The 21,003-nt window shown below is 66.7% G+C and carries 17 protein-coding genes and 2 pseudogenes; 8 read left to right on the forward strand and 11 right to left on the reverse strand.

What is annotated here, in order from left to right; translation table 11 throughout:
* The first annotated feature begins 421 nt into the window (after nt 1–421).
* Nucleotides 422–715, forward strand: a complete 294-nt coding sequence (locus NF557_RS05260) for a hypothetical protein (protein WP_252622330.1) — start codon at nt 422–424, stop codon at nt 713–715.
* On the opposite strand, the gene NF557_RS05265 is transcribed toward NF557_RS05260, so the two are convergent.
* Nucleotides 679–1,365 (reverse strand): SDR family NAD(P)-dependent oxidoreductase, encoded by a 687-nt coding sequence (locus tag NF557_RS05265; protein WP_252622332.1) that lies wholly within the window; start codon nt 1,363–1,365, stop codon nt 679–681. The genes NF557_RS05260 and NF557_RS05265 overlap by 37 nt on opposite strands.
* Before the next feature lie 42 nt (nt 1,366–1,407).
* Nucleotides 1,408–3,204, reverse strand: a complete 1,797-nt coding sequence (locus NF557_RS05270; protein WP_252622334.1) for a CDGSH iron-sulfur domain-containing protein — start codon at nt 3,202–3,204, stop codon at nt 1,408–1,410.
* A gap of 259 nt (nt 3,205–3,463) precedes the next feature.
* On the opposite strand from NF557_RS05270, the gene NF557_RS05275 reads away from it, so the two are divergent.
* Complete coding sequence (locus NF557_RS05275; RefSeq protein WP_252622336.1) at nt 3,464–4,120, forward strand: RraA family protein; 657 nt, start codon at nt 3,464–3,466, stop codon at nt 4,118–4,120.
* A gap of 278 nt (nt 4,121–4,398) precedes the next feature.
* Here NF557_RS05275 and NF557_RS05280 read toward each other — a convergent pair whose 3' ends face one another.
* The 4 genes from NF557_RS05280 to NF557_RS05295 form a co-directional block, all read right to left on the reverse strand.
* Complete coding sequence (locus NF557_RS05280) at nt 4,399–4,695, reverse strand: transcriptional regulator (RefSeq protein WP_252622338.1); 297 nt, start codon at nt 4,693–4,695, stop codon at nt 4,399–4,401.
* A 2-nt stretch (nt 4,696–4,697) separates the two neighbouring features.
* Nucleotides 4,698–5,216, reverse strand: coding sequence for a hypothetical protein (locus NF557_RS05285; RefSeq protein ID WP_252622340.1), 519 nt, complete (start codon nt 5,214–5,216; stop codon nt 4,698–4,700).
* Nucleotides 5,217–5,323: 107 nt separating this feature from the next.
* Entirely contained in the window at nt 5,324–5,728 is a 405-nt protein-coding gene (locus tag NF557_RS05290) for a type II toxin-antitoxin system VapC family toxin (protein ID WP_252622342.1), read from the reverse strand.
* 8 nt (nt 5,729–5,736) lie between these two features.
* Nucleotides 5,737–5,964, reverse strand: a complete 228-nt coding sequence (locus NF557_RS05295; protein WP_252622344.1) for a ribbon-helix-helix domain-containing protein — start codon at nt 5,962–5,964, stop codon at nt 5,737–5,739.
* A gap of 294 nt (nt 5,965–6,258) precedes the next feature.
* Here NF557_RS05295 and nrdR point away from each other — a divergent pair, with 294 nt between their 5' ends.
* From nrdR to NF557_RS05315, 4 genes and pseudogenes are all read left to right on the forward strand, one after another.
* Nucleotides 6,259–6,747 (forward strand): transcriptional regulator NrdR, encoded by a 489-nt coding sequence (gene nrdR / locus NF557_RS05300; protein WP_252622346.1) that lies wholly within the window; start codon nt 6,259–6,261, stop codon nt 6,745–6,747.
* Between the two features lie 140 nt (nt 6,748–6,887).
* Nucleotides 6,888–9,770, forward strand: a complete 2,883-nt coding sequence (locus NF557_RS05305) for a vitamin B12-dependent ribonucleotide reductase (protein ID WP_252622348.1) — start codon at nt 6,888–6,890, stop codon at nt 9,768–9,770.
* Between the two features lie 523 nt (nt 9,771–10,293).
* Nucleotides 10,294–11,628, forward strand: a pseudogene (locus tag NF557_RS05310) (ISL3 family transposase).
* A gap of 46 nt (nt 11,629–11,674) precedes the next feature.
* Nucleotides 11,675–11,971 (forward strand): annotated as a pseudogene (locus NF557_RS05315) (transposase); the annotation flags it as partial.
* Between the two features lie 137 nt (nt 11,972–12,108).
* Here NF557_RS05315 and NF557_RS17775 read toward each other — a convergent pair.
* Both NF557_RS17775 and NF557_RS05320 read right to left on the reverse strand, forming a co-directional pair.
* Entirely contained in the window at nt 12,109–13,194 is a 1,086-nt protein-coding gene (locus tag NF557_RS17775; protein ID WP_425342958.1) for a DNA cytosine methyltransferase, read from the reverse strand.
* Complete coding sequence (locus tag NF557_RS05320; protein ID WP_252622350.1) at nt 13,178–14,425, reverse strand: hypothetical protein; 1,248 nt, start codon at nt 14,423–14,425, stop codon at nt 13,178–13,180. The genes NF557_RS17775 and NF557_RS05320 overlap by 17 nt, the downstream gene beginning before the upstream one ends.
* Before the next feature lie 1,000 nt (nt 14,426–15,425).
* Between NF557_RS05320 and pip the strand changes: the two genes are divergently transcribed.
* Nucleotides 15,426–16,373 carry a prolyl aminopeptidase gene (pip, locus tag NF557_RS05325; protein WP_252622352.1) on the forward strand — a complete coding sequence of 316 codons (948 nt, stop codon included), beginning with the start codon at nt 15,426–15,428 and terminating at the stop codon, nt 16,371–16,373.
* Nucleotides 16,374–16,479: 106 nt separating this feature from the next.
* On the opposite strand, the gene NF557_RS05330 is transcribed toward pip, so the two are convergent.
* On the reverse strand, nt 16,480–16,869 hold the full coding sequence (locus tag NF557_RS05330) for an ANTAR domain-containing protein (RefSeq protein WP_252622354.1): 390 nt from the start codon (nt 16,867–16,869) through the stop codon (nt 16,480–16,482).
* The gene (locus NF557_RS05335) at nt 16,854–17,168 is read right to left on the reverse strand and encodes a hypothetical protein (RefSeq protein ID WP_252622355.1); all 315 of its coding nucleotides are present in this window, start codon (nt 17,166–17,168) and stop codon (nt 16,854–16,856) included. Before NF557_RS05335 ends, NF557_RS05330 begins: the two co-directional genes overlap by 16 nt.
* 340 nt (nt 17,169–17,508) lie before the next feature.
* On the opposite strand from NF557_RS05335, the gene NF557_RS05340 reads away from it, so the two are divergent.
* Entirely contained in the window at nt 17,509–18,537 is a 1,029-nt protein-coding gene (locus NF557_RS05340; protein WP_252622357.1) for a hypothetical protein, read from the forward strand.
* Between the two features lie 28 nt (nt 18,538–18,565).
* Here NF557_RS05340 and NF557_RS05345 read toward each other — a convergent pair whose 3' ends face one another.
* Entirely contained in the window at nt 18,566–20,962 is a 2,397-nt protein-coding gene (locus NF557_RS05345; RefSeq protein ID WP_252622359.1) for a LuxR C-terminal-related transcriptional regulator, read from the reverse strand.
* Between the last annotated feature and the right edge of the window lie 41 nt (nt 20,963–21,003).

The following is a 21,003-nucleotide window of genomic DNA, read 5'->3' on the forward strand; positions in this document are numbered from 1 at the left end:
CCACCTGCCAGGCGTCCTCTGTCACGAGAATCCGCAGGTCAACGGGCGGGGAGGGGCCACCTGGTTCGGCGGGGTGCGGTGTCGCTGACGAGTGCCACCAAGGGGTGGGCGGCAGGGGTGCAACCCCGGTGCAAACCGTGCCCCGGATGGTGATGGAACGCACCACCGCTACCGAAGGAGCACTGACATGAACACGAAGCCAGCCACCAAGACCGCGGGACGCATGACCGTCCATGGCGCCACGATACTCTCGCGTCTGCCGTTGAGAGCCTCGCTTGTCGCGATGCTCGCCGCGGGATGCGTCAGTGGTGGATACGAGGTCGCCCCTGACGGGCCCCCGTTCAGGTTATCCGGCTCAGCAGCTGCAGTCACCGAGGACGCCGAGGATGACACCGGTCGCTACCTCCAGCCCATGCGTCCCATGACGTGGGAGCAGTCCGAGGACCACCGCCGGCAGCTGCGGCACGCCGAGGCACTCCGGGACCGCGAGGCCACCGATGAGGCTAACCAGCCGCAGGCGATGACGTGGGCAGAGTCGGAGGACCACCGCCGCCTGCTGCAGCACGCCCAGGTGCTGCGCCAGCGCGAGCGGGCGACCACCGAGGCCGGCGACCAGCCGCAGGCGATGACGTGGGAGCAGTCGGAGGACCACCGCCGACTTGTGCAGCACGCGCAGCGTCAAGAACACCAGGCAAACGAGAGTTCCGTGAGGTAGCCGCCGCCAGGGTGCTGGACCGCGTCAGCGATCAGTCTGGCGGCGGTCGCCGGGCTCACGCTGCGCTCCGGCTCGAAAGGCTGCCCCCGGTCCTCGCGGACCTGCCTCAGGAGCTCGGTGGCCACCGCTCCTGGGAACACGGACGTCACCCTGAGTCCCTGGTCACACTCCTCGGCACGCAACGAGTTGGCCAGGTGTTCCAAGGCAGCCTTGCTGCCCAGGTAGCCCGACCATCCCGGCACTCCGCTCATCCCCCTGGAGCTGTGGATGAAGACCACGTGGCCGCGCGCTCGCCTCAGCGCACGCAACAGCGAGGCAGTGAGCACCGTCGCCGACGTCAGGTTCACCGACAGGATGTCCGCCACCGACTCCGCGGAGGTGTCTTCCACGCTCGTCAGCGGGGCCACCCCGGCATTGTGGACGAGGACGTCGACCTGCTCGAGCTCCGCGAGCGCACGTGGCACGGTCCTGTCCCTCTGGTCCCAGTGCACGAAGGCACCGCGGTCTGGGGGGAGGACGTCGGTCAGTGACGCGGGACTGCGGCCCACCGCCACGACCCAGTACCCACGCTCGATGAGCTCCGTCACGAGGGCACGACCGATCCCTCCCGTCGCCCCTGTCACCACCGCCACTGCGCTGTTTCCCGACACAACCACGAGTCTCACACGGCATCGCATCACCCTGCGTCGGCACTATCCGGGCAACCCGGCCTCCATCCAGCGGCGGAAGACGTCGATCTCGGCCGGAGACCAGGAGCGGTCGCACGGCATCGAGCCGTCCTCCACGCGTGCCAGGATGGCGTCTGCGTGGCGTCGCACGTCCTCGAAGGACCACAGGTCGAAGGCGAAGAGCATCGTCGACCGGTCCATCTCCCGGAACAGGCTCCGCACGTCCGCGAAGGTGACCGGCTCACCCGGTGCGGGCAGCTGCGCGGCGGGAGCGTCGACATACGCCACCTCGGCCTCGGCGCTGCCTGAGTGAGGAGCGACGTCGCACGGCCAGCCCCAGCGCGGCACGGCCCGGTCCTCAGCCGGGCCGGACTCGCTCTGGGCGGCCTCGAGCGCCAGGCGCGACTCCCACTCCAGGTAGGACACGAAGGCGGACCGGAACGCCGCGTCCGCCGGCAGGACCGCCTCGTCCGCCGCAGCCACCAGGGCGGCGACCCAGCGGGCACGCTGCTCCTCGGTGACCACGTTGGCCAGGTGCGTGCCGGCGTCGTCGAACGTCTCGGTGTAGAGCTCAGGGCCGCCGAAGACCTCGCTGAGCCACGACGCGAGACGCACCGGCAGCTTGGGTGGCATCTGCGCAAACAACGGCGCCAGGACGGGGTCCTGCGGGACGTGCTTCTCCCAGAAGAAGGTCGAGGTGCGCAGGAGCGCCGGATAGCCACCGGCCCACTCGAAGAGCGACGGGGACGGGGGAGCCGCGGGGTCGGTGAAGTTGGCATACCAGTGCATGCCGGAGCAGAACGGCTTGTTCTGGGAGTGGCCGCAGCGGCACAGCGCATAGTGCTCCAGCGAGGCACCCCGCAGCCGGGCCACCGGCTCGCCGGCATCGTCGAGGAGCGGCACGGACCCGACGACGACATAGGGGCCGTCGCGGGTGACCCGCACCTGGGCCTTCCGGTCCTGGTCGACGATCTCGCGATCCTCGTGCACCGGACCCCGCAGGCTCAGGCTGAGGGCCCCGGAGGGACAGCTGCGCACCACGCGGATGATGTCGTCGACCCGGCCCCCGCTCGGTGTGACGAACGGCTGACCGCTGCTGGAGGTGTGGAAGACCCCTGGCAGGGTGTCCGTGCAGACGCCGGAGTGGGCGCAGATGCCCCGGTTGTCCAGGACCGTGATGCCCACCCCGACGTAGACGTCGCGGCGGTCGGCCACCCGCCCCGGGTGCAGCTCGTCGGTGAAGCCGCAGCTGTCGTGGGCGCCATCGCACCACGGCTGGTCCTGTGATCGACCGCACCGGCAGAGCGCCGCCAGGGGCGGGGTCTCGACCGGCACACCGAGGTGGTCGACGATCGCGGCGCCGTGGATCAGGTAGGGGCCGTTGTGCGCGACCCGGATCGCGGCGCGGCGCAACCCCTGGGCGCGGCGCAGCTCGTCCACCCGGTCCTCGATGTCGTCCGGTCCCGCGCCGCGGGAGCGACGCACCCGCAGGTCCAGGTCGAGCAGGCCGGCGGCAGCCTCGAGCAGGGCCGGTGGTGCAGTCTGCGTGCCCAGCTCGCCGACGGTGGCGCTCACCGACTCGGTCAGCGCAGAGAGGGACTCGTGCCACCCGTCCGTGGGTTCTGCCGGTATGGCGACCGCACCCGTCGCCTCCCTGCTGTCCGTCGGCCTGTGCTCCAGCCCGAGGAGGGTGCCCAACGGACGGAGCACGCGGTCGGCCAGCGCTGTCGCGCCCTCGGGCCAGGCGCCGCGCAGCTCCTGGATCTGGGCTATCGCGCTCTGGAGCTGGGCTGCGGTGGCGCCGGGGAGGGGAGGGTTCACATCAATCACCTCGGGAGCGGTCTGTCGCTGGGGGACCTGAGGCGACCGGGCTCGAAGGAGCGGGGGTCGTCGATGGGGACGTGGAGCTGGCCTGGAGCGTCACGGGAGGCGCTGCCTGACGAATCTAGCAGCGGGCGCGCCGGTGGGACAGGGCGTGCGGCAGCCAAACAACCCACCAGGGCCCAGGTCTTGCCCCGGCCGGAGTGACGCGGTTGACTCGACAAGGTTGGTGCCCACCACCCCCATCAAGGAGGCTCCGATGGCCGAAGAACTCGACACCTGGCGCGAGCGCGCGCTGGCGGTCGGCTGCGCGTCACTCGTCGACGCGATGATGCGCACCCACGGACACCGGGCCACCCTGCCCGCGCTCGCCAGCCCGACCCCGGAGCGAGCGCTCTTCGGCCCCGTGGTGACGATGCAGTTCCTGCCGACGAGGGACGACCTGCCAGCAAAGGACGGGGCGCCGGTCAAGGACCGTGGCTTCGGTGACGTCTTCGCCGAGGCGGTGCACGACGCGCCGCCGGGCACGGTGCTGGTGATCAGCAGCGGGGGCTATCCCGACGTCTCGCACGCCGGTGGGGTCAAGCTCTCCCGGGCGCAGCGCCACCAGCTCGCGGGCGTGCTGGCCGACGGTCAGCTGCGCGACTTCGCCGAGCTCGCGTCGATGGACTTCGCGACGTGGTGCCGTGGCGAGGCGGTGCGCTGGGGCGGGGACAGCGTGATGCCGGCTGCTGCAAACGTCACGGTCGAGGTAGCCGGCGTGACCATCGTTCCCGGTGACTATGTCTATGTGGACTCGGCCGGTGGCGTGGTCATCCCCGCGGCCAGCCTCGAGACGGTGCTCACCGAGGCTGAGACGATCGTGCGGGACGACGAGGGCTATCAGCGCAAGATCGAGTCAGGAGACATGACCTAGTCCCAGGACATCTGCTGACCGGGGTCAATGTGCGCGCGGCATGTCATCGATAGATCTCGGTTGTCGGCCATCAGTCGCGCAGCGTGGCGAGGATCTCTTCCCTGCCCAGGAGCTACATCCCGTCAGCCGCCAACATCTAGCCTTGGCTTCCCCGCTGACGCGACGGGGGCACACTCGGTGCTGTGACGAGGGCGTCGACGTCAACGAGCCCGCTCCCGACGTGGTTCCACTACAGAAGCGCAGGGACGGCCTGGCGAGGGGCGCTGGTGCTTGGCTTCTCAGTCTCCGACTCCAGTGATGCGGCGCAACTCGGCGAGGTGTGAGTGCAGTGCAGCCCGCCCGGTGTCGGTCAGGCTCAGCCACGTCCGCGCCCGTCCATGCTCCTTCTCCTTGTGGGTACGAACGTAGGCGGCGTCCACCAGGACCTTGAGGTGCTTGCTGACGACGTAGTCGCTGACACCGAGGGTCTCTTGCACGGTGGCGAAGTCGACGGAGTCCACCTCTGCCAGCAGCGCACAGATGTGCAGCCTGTTGCGGGCATGGATGACCTCATCGAACCTGGGAGCGTCGCTCACGTCTAAGCGCTCCTCCCGAAGGCGGGAAAATCCCCACGAGCGAGGCGCTGGTCGATCCACTGCTCGTAGAGGTAGGTGACGACGAACCCGACTGCGGCACCGACCAGCGGCGCCAGGTCGATGTCGGCGAAGACCTGCAGGGATACGCAGGTCACAAGCAAGCCGATCAGTGCCATCGAGGGAACAGTCCAACCGTTCGTGTATCGGTCGAAGGAGGCGCCCGTGCTGCGCCGCAGGATCTCACGCAAGAACACCGGACCCACGACCGCTGCCAGCACTACCAGGGAAGCTCCGGTGCTGAAGGAGCCGAAGGAGATGCTCTCGTACGGCATGCCGGCACCGATGAAGAGTGCGGCTACGACAAGGGCGGATACAACCTTGTACCACCACGGCGTGGCCAGCCGGTTCCCGAACCGGGCTCGGATGTTGTCCAGGTCGCGCAGTGCCCCCCGGGCGTCGTCGGCGTTGCCCTTGTCCCCGTCGGCTTCGACGCCCGCAGAATCGAAATCGTGATTTGCCATAGTGGCAAGTTAAGGCATAACTTGCCGTCTTGGCAAGCCAGGCGGCGGTAGACCAGGCGCGGACACTGAGCCCTGAGTGACGTCTGCGCCCCGAGGCCTGCCCGAGCTCAGGGGAGCAGCGTGAAGGAGTGCGCATGACGGGGGCGCACCACGGTGAAATGGCGGCGGTCAACCGTCGCGATCTCGGTGACGCCCAGACGTTCCGCGGTGGCGACTACCGACGCATCAACTGTGCCGAGCGGGAGGTCGCGGTAGCGGGAGACGAGCTCAGCGATGCGGAGCCAATCTGCAGCGGCCACAGGCGCAACGGTGAAGGCCCCGCCGGCGAGGTCGCCCAGGAAGCGGACCTCCGGCTCGACACCCAGCCGGGTCGAGAGCAGGTAGGCCACCTCAGTGATGACCAGGCTCGGCACCACCAACTGGCCCGGGTGGGTCTCAAGCAGCTCCAGCGACGCAGCGTGGTGTGCGTCGTCGGCGTCGACGTAGGCATAGAGCGGCCCTGCGTCGACCACGAGCGCGGCTATCGCGGCACCTCAGCAGCGAGGATCTGCTCGATGCGTTCGGAGACGTCGCTGCGCCCGCTGCGCCCCGCGGCGGCGGCCCCGAGCTCACGGCGCGGCCCTGAGGTCCCCAGGAACGTCTCCAAGGCCTCGCGGGTGAGCTCCGAGATGGTCACACCCCGACGCTCAGCCTCGTGACGCAGCCGGGCGTCCAAGGCGTCAGGGATCTTCACGGTCGTTCGCTTCATGTATGCCAGCATACCGTTCGAGAGTGGCGACACGCCGAACGTGACACGCGGGTTGCTGAAGACGTTCAGCGCGCTGACCTGCGGCGTCACACCAGCCCCAGAATCGGTCGGGCGAGTCCTATTGCGTCTAGCGCTAGGTCGTGCCTAGGATCCCTATATCTAGTAGTTACAGCAGTGTGGTTCGTCCACATGTTGTGCACAGAGCGGATGGCGTGACCCACATGTCATCCACAGGTAGTCCCCATCGTTACGCACAATCACACGCACATCCCCAACCATCGGAGGAGGTCAGAGATGCACTGTCCGTTCTGTCGTCATACTGACTCTCGCGTGGTGGACAGCCGCGTCCAGGAGGACGGGACCGTCATCCGGCGCCGTCGCCAGTGCCCGGAGTGCGGGCGTCGGTTCGGCACGGTCGAGTCGGCCACGCTCGCCGTCACCAAGCGCTCTGGCGCGACCGAGCCCTTCAGCCGGGAGAAGGTGCTGACGGGTGTGCGCAAGGCCTGTCAGGGCCGGCCGGTCAGCGAGGACGAGCTGCAGATCCTGGGCCAGCAGGTCGAGGAGACGATCCGGGCACAGGGGCAGGCCGAGATCGACGCCCACGAGGTGGGTCTGGCGATCCTGGCGCCGCTGCGGTGCCTGGACGAGGTGGCCTACCTGCGGTTCGCGAGCGTCTATCAGGCGTTCGACTCGTTGGAGGATTTTGAGGGGGCGATCACCCTGCTGCGCGCCGAGCGCGAGGCGACGGGGAGCGAGCCCGACACGGCAGCGAGTATGCCGTAGCGCAAGCACGTTTCCCCAGGTCACCGACTCTGTCGGTGGTGGGTGGGACGGTGGGTGGGAACCACCGGAGCAGGACTAGAAGCACCGCACGAGACGTTGAAACAACAGGGTCAGCACACACCAAAGAGGAGTTAAGGATTATGACGGAGACGAGCGCCGCACGCTCCCGCTCACGACGGGCCGGCAAGGGTCTGAAGATCGAGCGCATCTACACCACGCCGGGGGTGCACCCCTATGACGAGGTGACCTGGGAGAAGCGTGATGTCGTCCAGCAGAACTGGAAGACGGGCGCGACGATCTTTGACCAGCGCGGCGTGGAGTTCCCGGACTTCTGGTCGGCCAACGCCTCCACCATCGTGACGACGAAATACTTCCGCGGCGCCCTCGGCACCGAGGCCCGCGAGACCGGCCTCAAGCAGCTCGTCGACCGGGTTGTGCTGACCTATGTCAAGGCGGGCAAGGAGCACGGCTACTTCGCGACCGATGAGGACGCGGAGATCTTTGAGCACGAGCTGACCTATGCGCTCATCCACCAGATCTTCAGCTTCAACTCCCCGGTGTGGTTCAACGTCGGCACCGCCAGCCCCCAGCAGGTCTCGGCGTGCTTCATCCTCTCCGTGGACGACTCGATGGACTCGATCCTCAACTGGTACAAGGAGGAGGGCTTCATCTTCAAGGGCGGCTCCGGTGCCGGCCTGAACCTCTCGCGCATCCGCTCCTCCAAGGAGCTGCTCTCCTCCGGTGGCACCGCCTCCGGCCCGGTCTCCTTCATGCGTGGGGCCGACGCCTCCGCCGGCACCATCAAGTCCGGTGGCGCGACCCGCCGTGCGGCCAAGATGGTCGTCCTCGACGTGGACCACCCGGACATCGAGGAGTTCATCGAGACCAAGGCCCAGGAGGAGAACAAGATCCGCGCCCTGCGCGACGCGGGCTTCGACATGGACCTCGGCGGCAAGGACATCGTGTCCGTGCAATACCAGAACGCCAACAACTCGGTCCGTGTCTCCGACGAGTTCATGCGCGCGGTCGAGGAGGGCGATGAGTTCGGCCTGCGCTCGCGCATGGACGGCTCGGTCATCGAGACCGTCGACGCCCGCGGCCTGTTCGACAAGATGGCCAAGGCCGCATGGGAGTGCGCCGACCCGGGCATCCAATATGACGACACGATCAACGACTGGCACACCAACCCCGAGACCGGCCGGATCACCGCCTCCAACCCGTGCTCCGAATACATGTCGCTGGACAACTCGTCCTGCAACCTGGCCTCGCTCAACCTGCTGAAGTTCCTGCGCGACGACAACACCTTCGACGTGCCGAAATACCAGGCCGTCGCCGAGCTGGTCATCACCGCGATGGACATCTCGATCTGCTTCGCCGACTTCCCGACCGACCCGATCGGGGAGACGACCCGCAACTATCGCCAGCTGGGCATCGGCTATGCCAACCTCGGCGCGCTGCTGATGGCCACCGGCCGCGGCTATGACTCCGAGGGTGGCCGCGCGCTGGCCGCCTCGCTGACCTCGCTGCTGACCGGTGCGGCCTACAAGCGCTCGGCCGAGCTGGCCGGCGTGGTCGGCCCCTACAACGGCTATGCCCAGAACGCCGACGCGCACAAGCGCGTCATGCGCAAGCACCAGGCTGCCAACGACGAGATCCGCACCGTGCACGTGATGGACTCCGACATCCACAAGGCCGCCACCAAGGCCTGGGACGCGGTCGTGAAGGTGGGGGACAAGCAGGGCTATCGCAACGCCCAGGCCTCCGTCCTGGCGCCGACCGGCACCATCGGCTTCATGATGGACTGCGACACCACCGGCATCGAGCCGGACTTCTCACTGGTCAAGTTCAAGAAGCTGGTCGGCGGCGGCTCGATGCAGATCGTCAACCAGACCATCCCGCGTGCGCTGAAGATGCTGGGCTATGCCGAGGAGACCATCGAGGCCATCGTCGAGCACATCGCCGACAAGGGTCACGTCATCGACGCCCCGGGCCTGAAGACCGAGCACTACGAGATCTTCGACACCGCGATGGGTGAGCGCTCCATCAAGCCGATGGGCCACGTGCGGATGATGGCTGCGGTGCAGCCGTTCCTGTCCGGCGCCATCTCCAAGACGGTCAACCTTCCGGAGGAGGCCACGGTCGAGGAGATCGCCGACGTCTACCTGCAGGGCTGGAAGCTCGGTCTGAAGGCTTTGGCCGTTTATAGAGACAACTGCAAGGTCGGCCAGCCGCTGTCCGACGGAGGCTCCACCGCCAAGGACAAGGCTGCCGGCGCGGCCGAGGCCAAGGTCGAGAAGGTCGTGGAGTACCGCCCGGTCCGCAAGCGCCTGCCCAAGCGCCGCACCAGCCAGACCACGTCGTTCTCCGTCGGCGGCGCCGAGGGTTATCTGACCGCAGGCACCTATGACGACGAGACCCTCGGCGAGATCTTCCTGAAGTTTGGCAAGCAGGGCTCGACCCTGGCCGGCGTGATGGACGCCTTCTCGATCGCGGTCTCGATCGGCCTGCAGTATGGCGTGCCGCTGGAGACCTTCGTCGAGAAGTTCACCAACCTGCGCTTCGAGCCGGCCGGTCTGACCGACGACCCGGACGTGCGCATGGCGCAGTCGATCATGGACTATGTCTTCCGCCGCCTGGCGCTGGACTACCTGGACTTCGAGGCTCGCGACTACATGGGCATCCACTCCGCGGAGGAGCGCACCCGTGAGCTAGAGACCGGCTCCTACCAGACGGGTTCGGACTCGGGTGACTCGGACGACGAGGCCCTAGAGGACGAGCTGGAGTCCTACAGCCAGTCCGTGGCCACCTCCACCAAGAAGGCGGAGAAGCCTGAGACCGAGGACAAGGCTGCTGCCGCCATCCGCCCGGTCGAAGCGCAGATCCACTCCTCGGCCGACCTGATGGACAAGTTCCAGGGCAAGTCGGCCGATGCGCCGATGTGCATGACCTGCGGCACGAAGATGCAGCGTGCCGGCTCCTGCTATGTCTGCGAGGGCTGCGGCTCCACCAGCGGTTGCAGCTGACAAGCTGACCGCCCACGAGATCCGCCGTGGTGCGGGGGAGTAACCAACCTCCCCCGCACCACGGCGGCGCCAACTGTCAACGACGACGGAGAGTGGCTAGCAGGTCGGCAACCTGGTCCGCCGCCTCAGAAGGATGGACGTGTTACCAGATACGCAGGCTCACGAAGCCGAGGTCCTCAAGCCTGCGATCTGTGTTTGCGTCCCGAGCCTGATTGGCGGTCAGCGTCCAGTCCCACCACTCCCGGTTGGTCTGTGGCGTCGCCCAGTGCGTCGGGCAGCCGTGCCAGAAGCAGGCGAATGCAACCGGTCGTCGCAACAGTGGGCTCTGATTCTGGTACGTGCTGGGCATAGATCTCGGCGGGGCTCTTCTAGCCGTGCCGCTTGCGTGGCCGGTCGTTGAGTAGCTCTTCGTCTTTGAGGGTGGGGTATGGCGACGCGCCGTAGGGCGGGGTGAGCTGGGGATGGGGTCGAGGTCCTCGATGATCAGGGGACTTCTACCTCTCCCGATCTCAAGGACCTAGACGTGTCTGAGCCTACGTCGTGCTGCCGCATTCCTGGCGCGGGCGGCGCGTACTGCGAGAACTGTGACTTGCTCGTCGGCTTGAACGGGCTGCATGTGCTCGAGGTCGAACGCGTGCCTGATCTGCTTACCGTGACGGTGGAGTCCGAGCCGGTCCCGGTCGTGTGACCTGCGTGCGGGGTGGTGGCCCAGTCCCACGGTCGGCGGGTCGTGCGCTTGGTCGACGCGCCGTGCTTCGGCACCCCGGTCGTGCTGACCTGGCGCAAGCGCCGCTATCGGTGCCGGGAGACGCTGTGTAGCAGGGGCACCTTCACCGAGCAGGACCTCGACCTGGCCCGGCCGCGTGGGTTGCTGACCACCCGGGCGGCCCGGTGGGCGATCGGGCAGATCCGCCGGGAGCACGCCAGAGTGCAGGGCGTGGCCCGCCAGCTCGGCACGGCCTGGCGCACGGTGCGGGCGGCGATCAAGCCGATCCTGACCGCCGCGGCGGCCGAAGAGACCCGGTTCGCCGCGGTCGCCACCCTCGGGGTCGATGAGCACATCTGGCACCACGTCTCCACCAGGGCGGTCGCCGACGGCGGCCGCGGACCGAAGGGGCTGACTGGCATGGTCGACCTGTCCGTCGATGAGAACGGCCAGGTCAGGGCCCGGTTGCTGGACCTGGTCCAGGGCCGGACGAAGGCCGCCTACAGGGACTGGTTGAACGCGCGGGGCGAGCACTTCAAGGCCGGTGTCGAAGTGGCCACCCTCGACCCGTTCCAGGGGTACAAGGTGGCGATCGATGAGGAGCTGGCCAAGGCGACCGCCGTCCTGGACGTCGTCCACGTCGTCGCGCCCGGCACCCAGTGCGTGGACGAAGTGAGGCGCCGGGTGCAGCAGGCCACCACCGGACTCCGCGGTCGCAAAGGCGACCCCTTGTACGGGATCCAGAACATCCCGCGTGCCAGCGAAGAGAACCTCACCGACAAGCAACGAGGCCGCATCGAGCGAACGTTCGCGGTCCGCGAGGCCCACGAGGAGGTCGACCTGACCTGGCAGGCCGCCCAGCTGCTCCGCTCGGCCTACAAGGACGCTGACAAGACCGAGGGCAAGAAAATCGCCGAGCGCATCCTCACCTCGTTCCCGTCCTGCCCGACCCCCGAGATCGCACGACTCGGGCGGTCCCTACGAACGTGGAAGGAGGCGTTTCTGGCCTGCTTCGACACCGGCGCCAGCAACGGCGGCACCGAAGCCATCAACGGCCTCATCGAGCTCCACCACCGCCTCGCCCGCGGCCTGACCAACTTCGAGAACTACCGCCTACGCATGCTCCTCATCGGCGGAGGCCTGAACCTATGACCCCACCCTCAAAGACGAAAAGCCCGTTGAGTCGGTCCTGCACGGCATGATCGCCGCCTACCGGGCCCCCGACCGCGCCGGCGGCCGCACGCAGATGAGGTCCGTGATCGCCGCACTCGCCGAGGGTGTGCCCCGCCCCGCTGGTCGAGCTGCGCAATTTGGGCCGCACCCTCGTCCGCCGCGCCTGCGACGTCCTGGCCTACTTCGACCGGCCTCGCACCAATGGACCACCGAAGCCGGGAACGGTCGCCTTGAGCACCTCCACGGACTGGCCCTCGGCTTCCGCAACCTCACCCACTACATCGCCCGAGCACTCCTGGAAGCCGGCGGATTCAGACCCCAAACTACACCCTGGAATGTGAAGAGCCCCTTAGATCAAGCGGCTCACCCATCAACCACACCCTGTCGGCAGGACAGCCAGACGATGCGCGAGGTCAGTCCGTTGGACACTGAAGTTCCCGCGACTAAGACCTACAACCGTCAGGCAACTCCTGCACCGCGGCTACCGATCCTAGGCTGGGCTGCTGAGAGACCTGCAAACGCGCTGCCGACGGTCGCACAGGGGCGCAGTAGGAAGCCATCCTGGCTCCCCGGTGTCCCGTGGGACGGGAATGGGCGGCCCAACGGTGGTTCATCAGGATACTGCCGACCGATTACAAACAAGCGTCTGCGCAACTGGGGAACGCCGTAGTCGGTTGCATGCAGGACATGGTGTTCAGTTGCGTAGCCAATGGAGGCAGCCTCCTGTTTGATGAACTTGAGAGCCCCACCTTTAGCGTTCGAAACCAGTCCTGGAACATTCTCCAGCACGAAATACTTGGGCCGGAGTTCAGCTGCTATTCGCAAATACTCTCGCACTAACATTCCGCGCGGGTCGTCGACCCCCCGCTGCTTTCCTGCTGCGCTGAAGGGTTGGCATGGAGGTCCGCCAAATAGCACATCGATATGTCCACGACGAGCTAGGTCGCGCCCACTGATATCGGTGATGCTCGCATTAATCACGTCGGTTGTAGGGAAGTTGTTGCGCAGAGTTTCAGCGAATGTTGGAACATACTCGTTTGCGCTCACGATCGTGAAGTAGTCTTTGAAGCCCAAGTCCATTCCGCCAGCTCCAGAGAAAAGGCTCACTGCATTGAGCTCCCTACGGGGCGCGTGTCGCCGGAGCCGTTGTTGCACCAATGCTGCCACAGCCCTGGCGAGACCAACAGGAACCGCGTTACCAATCTGAAGTTGGACGTTTGTGATGGTGCCGGCAAATGAGTGACTGTCGGGGAACTGTTGAAGACGTGCTGCCTCCCGCGGGGTAATGTACCGATCCTCGCTGGGGTGTGCAAACTTGTTGAAGATATAGGCAGTAATGGTGTTAGACGGCAGTGCAGGATCGAGTCTGAGGAGACGGAGATTGGGGCCACCAGTCTTCTTTTCGCCGATCCTAATGTACGAATCATGCCAGAGGTGTCTCGGTATATCTTTCATGCGCCCGCCGACCGGAAGATGGCGGATTCGCTCCACGACTAGCGGTGAGTTAGTGCTGTATGTGTGGAGGCTGTCAATTGCCGAATGCATAAATTTCCTCGAGGGTACGGTTCCGAAAATGTGACCTTGTAAAACAAATCAAAGCGTCGAAGAGGTTATAGAGGTGAGGGGTCTCGATAACTGTCTCGGCTTCGTTCCTCGCGATCACGTAACTGCGAGTCTGGCCGTCAAGGGTCCACACTAAATCTTCCAGTTCACCGAGGTAGTCATCATGATGCTTCACGGCGTGAATATTGGATACGAGGGCGGCGAAGACGTCTCTTTGGCCACTAGGGAAGAACTCCTTGTAATGAGTAGATATCTTAAGCACCTGGTATATTCCCTTCTTTACGTCGTCTGTTCGATCGAGCCCGACGGAACTCTTACCATCGCTGATACTCTCGTAACCTTGCCCCGTGCGGCGAGGCCAGCCTTCCGGCCGCGGGCTGGGGGTCCCGCACCCGTTAGTCAGCCAGTAGGTTTGGCTGCGGTTCTGGGCGTTAGCGTAACCTTCGAAAGTTCGTCCCCATGAATCGGTAAACAGATGGAAGTTCTCGATATCGGCGAGCCATTCGAGGATTTCTGAGTAGTGGTCTTGTGTTGTGAATCGATGCGGACTCCCGACTGGAATCGTGAGCTGTGGGTCAATTATGAGGTGTGCGCTCTGGTCGTTAGGTGTGGTAGCCATAGTGTGGGGCGGCTTCGGAACAACCTCACCGATATCGTCATCTAGGACGGTCAGCCTTGTCGTCGGGATAACAATCGGGAAGGGCATTAGCGGCGCTGACTTGATCTCGAAGAGTCCAAGTATTTGCGGCCCCAGGAGCACGGCGTCGACCATGCCATTATCAGAAAGGGTCCGGACCTCGTAGCTGGCGCCCTTTGCGTACTTGGCTTGCCGATCGAGAAATGCCGATATTATCGTACTAGTCGCTTTGCCAATGCTGGCTGATTGAGGCTTTCCGGCACGCAGGTGAATGAAGGAGCCGTTAAGGGTGCACGTCGGGCACGCATTCACGAATGGATATACCAAGTACGGGTCGCTCCCGGCGTCACAGTAGTACCAAGAGTCGGTTGGGACGCGTTCCAGGTACAGCGCCGTTACTGCCAGATCGAAGAGCGCTGCAAGTGCAAGTCCGATCGGTTTGTCACGTGTTACATGCATCCTGGCAACATCGTACGCATCGCGGACAAAAGCTGCGGGGAAGGTGCTGTAGTCTATTTCGGAGGTCTTGTCTAGCAAGTCTCTTATGTTGCTAAACTCCTCAACGGGTTCGGTCATGGGTTGCCCTTCTGTGTCTGAGGCATGCTAGCCCGCGTCAGGGACAGGGCACGAGTGGCGTGCCGGCGTGGCCCAAGTTCGCAACCGGTCGGGCCAGGGAGATGCTGCGCAGCGCAGTTCATACGCCCCGCGGCGCCGCTACGTGAGGCCCGCGAGCCAGCGGGCTGAATCTCTTGCGTTCGCACGCTGCTTCCTGGCGGAGCCGACCTGGGTGTGTGGCGCAGTGACCGGAGCCGGCACGTGCGTACGGAGCGGCGTACTACGGGCACCCCCTAATCGCCGCCGCCGCCCGTACCGTAGCCGATGTGTCGGTCACCGTTCGGCGGAACGATAACAGCGGGTGGATCGCCAACGGATAATTGCTGCCTACCGCGACCCGACCGCGTGCGGCGCCCGGACGCAGATCAGGTCCGTGATCGACGCCCTGACCGAGGGCATGCTCAGGCCACTGGTCGAGTTGCGCAACCTGGGGCCGGACCCTGGCTCGACGCGCCTGCGACGTCTTGGACTCGATCCACCGATGATCTTGGAGCGGGAGCGTGCCGTAACAGATGAATGCCCTGCCGTGCTGGGAGATTGGGCCTTACGACGGTTTCAAACTTCCACACGCGGGAGGGCGTGCCTGGGTTGAAACTCTCTCACCCGTTCTGGACCGACTCCGAGCTCTTGGACGACCCGAACCTGGTGTCGACCGCGGCGGGGCTGGTCCCAGTGATGTCACTTGGCTGATCGCAGTGGTTGGGTGCGTTGGCCCAGGAGCATCTGTTCTAACTTGCACAGTACTGGCAGCCAGGGGACCGGGTCTGTGACCTGGGGCTTGCCGGGACGGTGGGCGGGCGCGGCTCCTCTCCTCGCCGCCGGCGACGATTCTCCCAGGACCGACGGCGCACTCCCTTGCTTCGTCGAGTTTCTGGTGCGGGCGCCGTTGACACCGATTTGGCAGCTGACTGCTCCTTCGGGGCTCTATCGGAAGGGGCTTGATCTGCGGGAGGATGAGCAGATGCCATTCCCCGCTGTGGAACCACTCGCCTCGGGGCTGCTCGATCTCGATGACGGCACGCAGCTCTACTGGGAGGAGTCGGGCAACCCAGCCGGCAAGCCGATGATCTGGCTGCATGGCGGTCCGGGCAGCGGTCTGGGCGGTGGCGGCTATCGCCGGCGACCCGACCCGGCGGTGTGGCGGATCATCGGCATCGACCAGCGCGGGTGCGGCCGAAGCCGGCCGGTGGTGGGCGCACCCGGGTTTGACCTGACAGCTCTGACCACCGAGCGGCTCATCCGCGACATCGAGGCTGTGCGGGAACATCTTGGCATCGAGCAGTGGCTCGTGGCCGGAGGTTCGTGGGGCTCGACCCTCGCACTTGCCTACGCGCTGGCCCATCCCGACCGGGTGAGCGCGATCGTGCTGATCGCGGTGACGACCACCAGCCGCGCCGAGGTGAGCTGGATCAGCGAGTCAGTTGGGCGGATCTTCCCGAGGGAGTGGGAGGCGTTCGAGCTGGCCTCGGGCCGGCGTCCGGGACAGCGGGTGGTCGATGCGTATGTCGAGCGGCTCGCCGACCCCGACCTGACGGTTCGGGAGGCAGCCGCCCTTGCCTGGTGCACGTGGGAGGACGTCCACATGTCGCTGGTCGCGGGTCCGCTCTCGCCGCTGCGGGAGGAGGATCCGGCATTCCGTCTGACCTTCGCCACGCAGGTCACCTGGTTCTGGTCGCACTCCGGATTCCTCGGCGAGCGCGGCATCCTGGACCGGATCGGTGAGATCGCACACCTACCGGCGGTGCTCATCCATGGGCGGCTGGATGTCAGCGGCCCCCTGGCGACAGCGTGGGAGCTGCACCGCGCCTGGCCGGGAAGCCAGCTCATCGTGATCGAAGGGGAGGGGCACGGTGGGGACTCGATGGCCGAGGAGCAGGAACGCGCCTACGCCTCGTTTGCACGGTCCTGAATGGCGCTACTGCTCGGCGCGTTGTCAGGGCAGATGAGTCCTGACTCTGCCGGTCATCGGGACGTACGGGCTAGCGGTGCTCGGCCTCAGGCAAGAACGTTCAGCATCACGAGGATTGCTGCTCGTGATCGCTTCCCTTGGTGTCTGAGCTGGAGGGGATCTTGCGGGTGGCGACTAGTTGGCTGGCGACGCGGTGCAGTTTGATGTTCTGGTGGGTGGAGAACCGGATGAGGACCTGGAACGCGTCCTTGGCGGACAGGTCGAAGCGCTCCATGAGGATGCCCTGCGCTTGCCCGATCACGGTCCGACTCGCCAGCGCGACGTGGAGTCGCTGGTCGTTCTGCTCCTCAGCGACCGCGACGGCAACGTGTGCGGCGAGGGCTAGTCCGTTGTCGATGTCCTCAGTGGCGAAGGCGTGGGGGGTGCGTGAGAACAAGTTGAGTGCGCCCAACGTGTCGCTGGTGGTGAACAGTCGGTAGCTCACGACGCTGCGCACACCCAGTTCCTGGACACCCGCGGTCCCCACCGGGGCCACCGCTGGTCGGTGCTCAGGTCGGGGCAGTAGACGGTCTCGTGATCGCGTAGCGTCTGGACGTCGGGGCCCTCTCCTAACTGGTACTGCAGTTCGTGCATCGCCAGCACGGCGTCGTCAGTGGCGGCGCGGGTGCGCACTTCGTCGCGGCGGGCGATGGAGACCCCGGCCAGGTCGCAGGCGTCGATGATGTGAGTGGCTGCCGAGACCGCCAGTTCCAGTGTCCCCTGGGTGCCCTGCTCATGTTCCAGAGACCTGGCCATCTCAGCCAGCTGGTCTAAGAACCCCTGCGTTTCTGGCATGGCGAGATAATCACACGCGACCACCTCTTGGAACAACCCTTGGGGGCTATTGCACGTCCGCAGGACCGGTGTCGTCTGAGAAGGACCGTCGGTGGCGTAGCACGTACCGTCAGTAAGAGGCAGACCTCCCGTGGGCCCAGGGCAGTCAGCTCAGGTCTGCTGAGTCCACAACAGGGCTCAGCGGGCCGCTCGCGGGTGGCTTGGATCAGAGGGGGCACACCCTAGACCCGGAGGCCCGGGGCCACTACGGTCGAGGCACCACGTCTCCGTCAGGGGGATGTCGAGCGTGAGGGGTTCCACCATGGCCGTCGACCCAGCCTTCGCCGTTCCACCCGGGTGGGTCGGGGGCTTCGCACAGTCCGACCCGGCCTTCGCCTACCCAGACCCCGACCTGTCCTCGTTGCCGATGCTGGGCAACATGGACAACATCGACAAGCTCCAGCGCCAGCAGAAGGTCCTGTGGCCGGAGTTCAGCTGGGAGACGGTGCCAGGGGATGCGGCGTCGAGGTGCTTCCAGATGTTCGCACCCGACATCTCACGAATCGGCTACGACGACGAGGGCCGGGTCTACTCGATCATCTGCCCGCAGCAGGGGACGTGCTCGGCTTCCCTGGGCTGCCTCAACGTGGAGGTCTCCGTCACCGGCCAGCGGGGCTGGGTCGACGAACCGGAGCGGACCCTGGCTGCGGACATGACGGTGGCCGGCAAGATCTGGTTCACGCCGAGCGCCAAGGCCAACCCGCTCGTGAAGTTCCTCTGGGCCCTGTTCGCCGACAACGGCCTGCCCTTTCCCGCAGACAAGGCGCGCGCCATACAGGTGTCAACGCACCGTCGAGAGGACCCCAGCCAACCGGTCTTCCCGGTGCGCAAGGGGCAGACCGAGCTGTTCGAGAGTCCAGCGTTCGCCCTGCACGACCACGAGGCCTGGACCGTGGGCAACGTGGAGGTGGAGATCGGTCCCATCGCCAGGACCGGCGACGAGGTGGTCGATGGCTTCAACCAGCTCGTCATGGACGTCTTCAACATCTCCTCGGGCAACCTGCTGCTGCCGGGCAACCTGCTGACCTGGAACGTCTGGTTCACCGAACCCAGCCTCGTGGATCAGCAGGAGTGGCGCGGCCACGCCGAGAAGTGGCGCAAGTCGATCGAGGCCGACCACGGCAGCCCGGAGGGTGAGGGCACGCCACCCCGCTACTTCGACGGCACGCCGTTCACGCCGTCAGCTGAACGCCTGGAGCGCGAGACCGATGCGCTGACCGCCTACCTGACCGAGCACCTGGAGCCGCTGTCGGCGCCCCGACTCACCCGGATGGCCAATCTGGGGTCCTGAGCTCTGGACCGGGCTGTCGCGGGCGCGCTCAGGCTCGGTTGCCCCTCGCGTGCTCGTCGCCTTGACCCAGCTCGTCCTGGTGCCGCAGCACCCAGGAGATCGCCTCGGACCGGCCGCGGACGCCGAGCTTGCGATAGATGCTCGAGGTGTGGTGCATGACGGTCTTGGCGCTGATGCCCAGCTGGACCGACAGCTCCTTGTTGGAGGCACCCGAGGGCAGGTTGCCGAGCACCTCACGCTCGCGGTCGGTGAGCTCCTCGGGGCGCGGGAGCAGGCCGGTGGTGTCCTCCAGCGGCGCGACCAGCCGGATCGCGGGCGCTGCGGCCAGGGACCGTGCGTAGCTCAGGGCGTCCTCGCCTGCCACCTGCAGCAGGGCCAACGCTTCCTCGGCGGTCGGCGGCAGCGCGAGGTCGGGCTGCGGCCCAAAGATGCTGTCGCCATAGTCCCGGACCACCCACGGGGGAAGGGCCGGCGCCAGCACCTGCCGGAACGGGCTCAGGGCTCCCTGCAGCCGCGCGGAGACATGGTCGTCTCCGCGTTCGTGCGCCAACAGGGTCGTGGTCAGGGTCGGCACGAGATAGCGACGTGGGTTGCCCGAGGCGCGCGCACGCCGCAGCGCCTCCACAGCCAGGGTCGCCGCGGTGTCGAGGTCACCGTCCACGAGCGCCGACATCGTCGCGCTCGGCAGGATCCAGGCCAGGGAGCGGTTGTCCTGGACCCGCCGGGCAGAGTCCAGCAGCTCCGCAAAGCTGGGCACGTCGTCGCCGATCGGTGTGCCTGACGGCAGGGTCCGCAGTAGGGCCGCCGGCAGCAGCATGACCCTCGGGTTGCCGAGGCGCTGCGCCCGCTCAAAGGCGGCGCGGGCGCAGCGCAGTGCCTCGTCGATGTCGCCGCGCTGGTGCGCCAACATGCCCGCCCAGGCCTCGAAGGACGTCATGGCAGCGACGTCGCCCAGCTGCCCGGCCACCTCAAGGCCTCGCCGACACAGCGGCTCCAGGGCGCTCCGGTCACCCATCACCCGCCCCGCCAGCACCGACAGCATCAGCACCCGGGTCAGCAGCTGTCCGCCGATCGGCTCCGCCAGGTCCCGGGCCTGCTGCAGGTCCGGCAGGGCAGCGGCCACCCCCGCAGCTTCTGTCGCCAGCTCGACACCGACCAGGCCTCGCCAGGCCAGCAGCATCGCCAGCAGCTCCTGGTCAGTCTCGTGCTCCTCGACGAGGGCCAGGACCCGGTCGATCCAGCCCTTCTCGGACTCAGTCACGGCCTGGCTGAACCAGCACGGCACGATGCCCAGCAGCAGCTGGGCAGCCGCCTCGACATCGCCATTGTCGACCGAGCGCTGCAGAGCGGCCATGATCTCCGGCTCCAGCTCTGCGGCGAGCCACAGGGCATCGGTCGTCATGCCAGAGACGGTCAGCTTGCCGGACTCGTGGGCGACCCCCAACGCCCAGTGCGTATGCCGTGCGCGCAGTTCGGCGGCACGCTCCGGCCTGCGCGACAACAGTGTGGCGGCGTGCTCACGCACCAGCGGGGACAGGCGATAGACACTGCCGGTGTCGTAGTGGACCGGTTGCGCGAGGTGCGAGTCCACCAGCACCGCCAGTGGGTTGACCAGGTCGTCCTGGGCGATGACCTCCACGATCGCCTCGAGCGGCACAGCGGAGGCGAAGACGGCCAGGTCGGCCAGCAGCTCCCGAGCACTCCCGTCCAGCAGGGACTCGCTCCAGGCGATCGCGGTGAAGAGGTCATGCCCATGAGCGGCGGACTGGTGAGCGATGACGGTCGACGGCGGAGCGTCAGCCAGCAGGGACCGCAAGGTCGCCGGGGTCAGAGTGGGGGTGCGCGCGGCTGCGAGGACGATGGCCTGGGGCAGCCCGCCCAGCGCGGTGCAGATGGCGGCGACGTCCTGCAGCGTCTCCCGGTCAGGGGTGAGGGTGGCTCCGCTGCGCTCGGCGGAGTCGAGGAAGAGCCGGACCGCCGGCTGCACGGCATACGTCTCGGGGTCGTCAGACAGGTCGGGCTCGGGCAGCGGCGGCACTCGGACCACTGCCTCACCGGGCAGGCGGAGGGGGGCTCCGGCCGTCACCACCAGTCGCGCGTCAGGCTGTGTGTCGAAGACCCGCGTCAGCTCAGCTGCCGCACTCGGGGCGAGGTCGGCGTCGTCGACGACGATGAGGTCGAAGACCGCTGCGGCGTCCAGCACGGTTCGGGCGAGGGCGCCGGGCTCGGTCGCGCGACGGGCGTCGATGAAGGGCACGGGCAGCTGTTGAGGCGCACCACCGGCGACGAGCGCCCGGGCCAGGCTGGTCCTGCCCACGCCCGGCAGGCCGGTCAGCGTCAGGACGCGCGTGCTGTCCTGGGCCAGCAGCCGCCGCGCCGTCCTGAGCAGATCCTCCCGCGCGTGGAGCGTTCTGCGCCACGGCATGTCGACAGTATGCCAGTGACCCTAGGGGCCGGTGGGGCAAC

The organism is Ornithinimicrobium cryptoxanthini, assembly GCF_023923205.1.
In the GTDB taxonomy this organism is placed as follows: domain Bacteria; phylum Actinomycetota; class Actinomycetes; order Actinomycetales; family Dermatophilaceae; genus Ornithinicoccus; species Ornithinicoccus cryptoxanthini.

What these genes read in the sequence shown, in the direction of transcription:
- NF557_RS05285 (WP_252622340.1), bottom strand. Translation starts at nt 5,216, where the DNA reads ATGGCAAATCACGATTTCGATTCTGCGGGCGTCGAAGCCGACGGGGAC.
- NF557_RS05320 (WP_252622350.1), bottom strand. Translation starts at nt 14,425, where the DNA reads ATGACCGAACCCGTTGAGGAGTTTAGCAACATAAGAGACTTGCTAGAC.
- NF557_RS05260 (WP_252622330.1), top strand. Translation starts at nt 422, where the DNA reads ATGACGTGGGAGCAGTCCGAGGACCACCGCCGGCAGCTGCGGCACGCC.
- NF557_RS05275 (WP_252622336.1), top strand. Translation starts at nt 3,464, where the DNA reads ATGGCCGAAGAACTCGACACCTGGCGCGAGCGCGCGCTGGCGGTCGGC.
- NF557_RS05340 (WP_252622357.1), top strand. Translation starts at nt 17,509, where the DNA reads ATGGCCGTCGACCCAGCCTTCGCCGTTCCACCCGGGTGGGTCGGGGGC.
- NF557_RS05305 (WP_252622348.1), top strand. Translation starts at nt 6,888, where the DNA reads ATGACGGAGACGAGCGCCGCACGCTCCCGCTCACGACGGGCCGGCAAG.
- NF557_RS17775 (WP_425342958.1), bottom strand. Translation starts at nt 13,194, where the DNA reads ATGCATTCGGCAATTGACAGCCTCCACACATACAGCACTAACTCACCG.
- NF557_RS05345 (WP_252622359.1), bottom strand. Translation starts at nt 20,962, where the DNA reads ATGCCGTGGCGCAGAACGCTCCACGCGCGGGAGGATCTGCTCAGGACG.
- NF557_RS05335 (WP_252622355.1), bottom strand. Translation starts at nt 17,168, where the DNA reads ATGGCCAGGTCTCTGGAACATGAGCAGGGCACCCAGGGGACACTGGAA.
- NF557_RS05295 (WP_252622344.1), bottom strand. Translation starts at nt 5,964, where the DNA reads ATGAAGCGAACGACCGTGAAGATCCCTGACGCCTTGGACGCCCGGCTG.
- nrdR (WP_252622346.1), top strand. Translation starts at nt 6,259, where the DNA reads ATGCACTGTCCGTTCTGTCGTCATACTGACTCTCGCGTGGTGGACAGC.
- pip (WP_252622352.1), top strand. Translation starts at nt 15,426, where the DNA reads ATGCCATTCCCCGCTGTGGAACCACTCGCCTCGGGGCTGCTCGATCTC.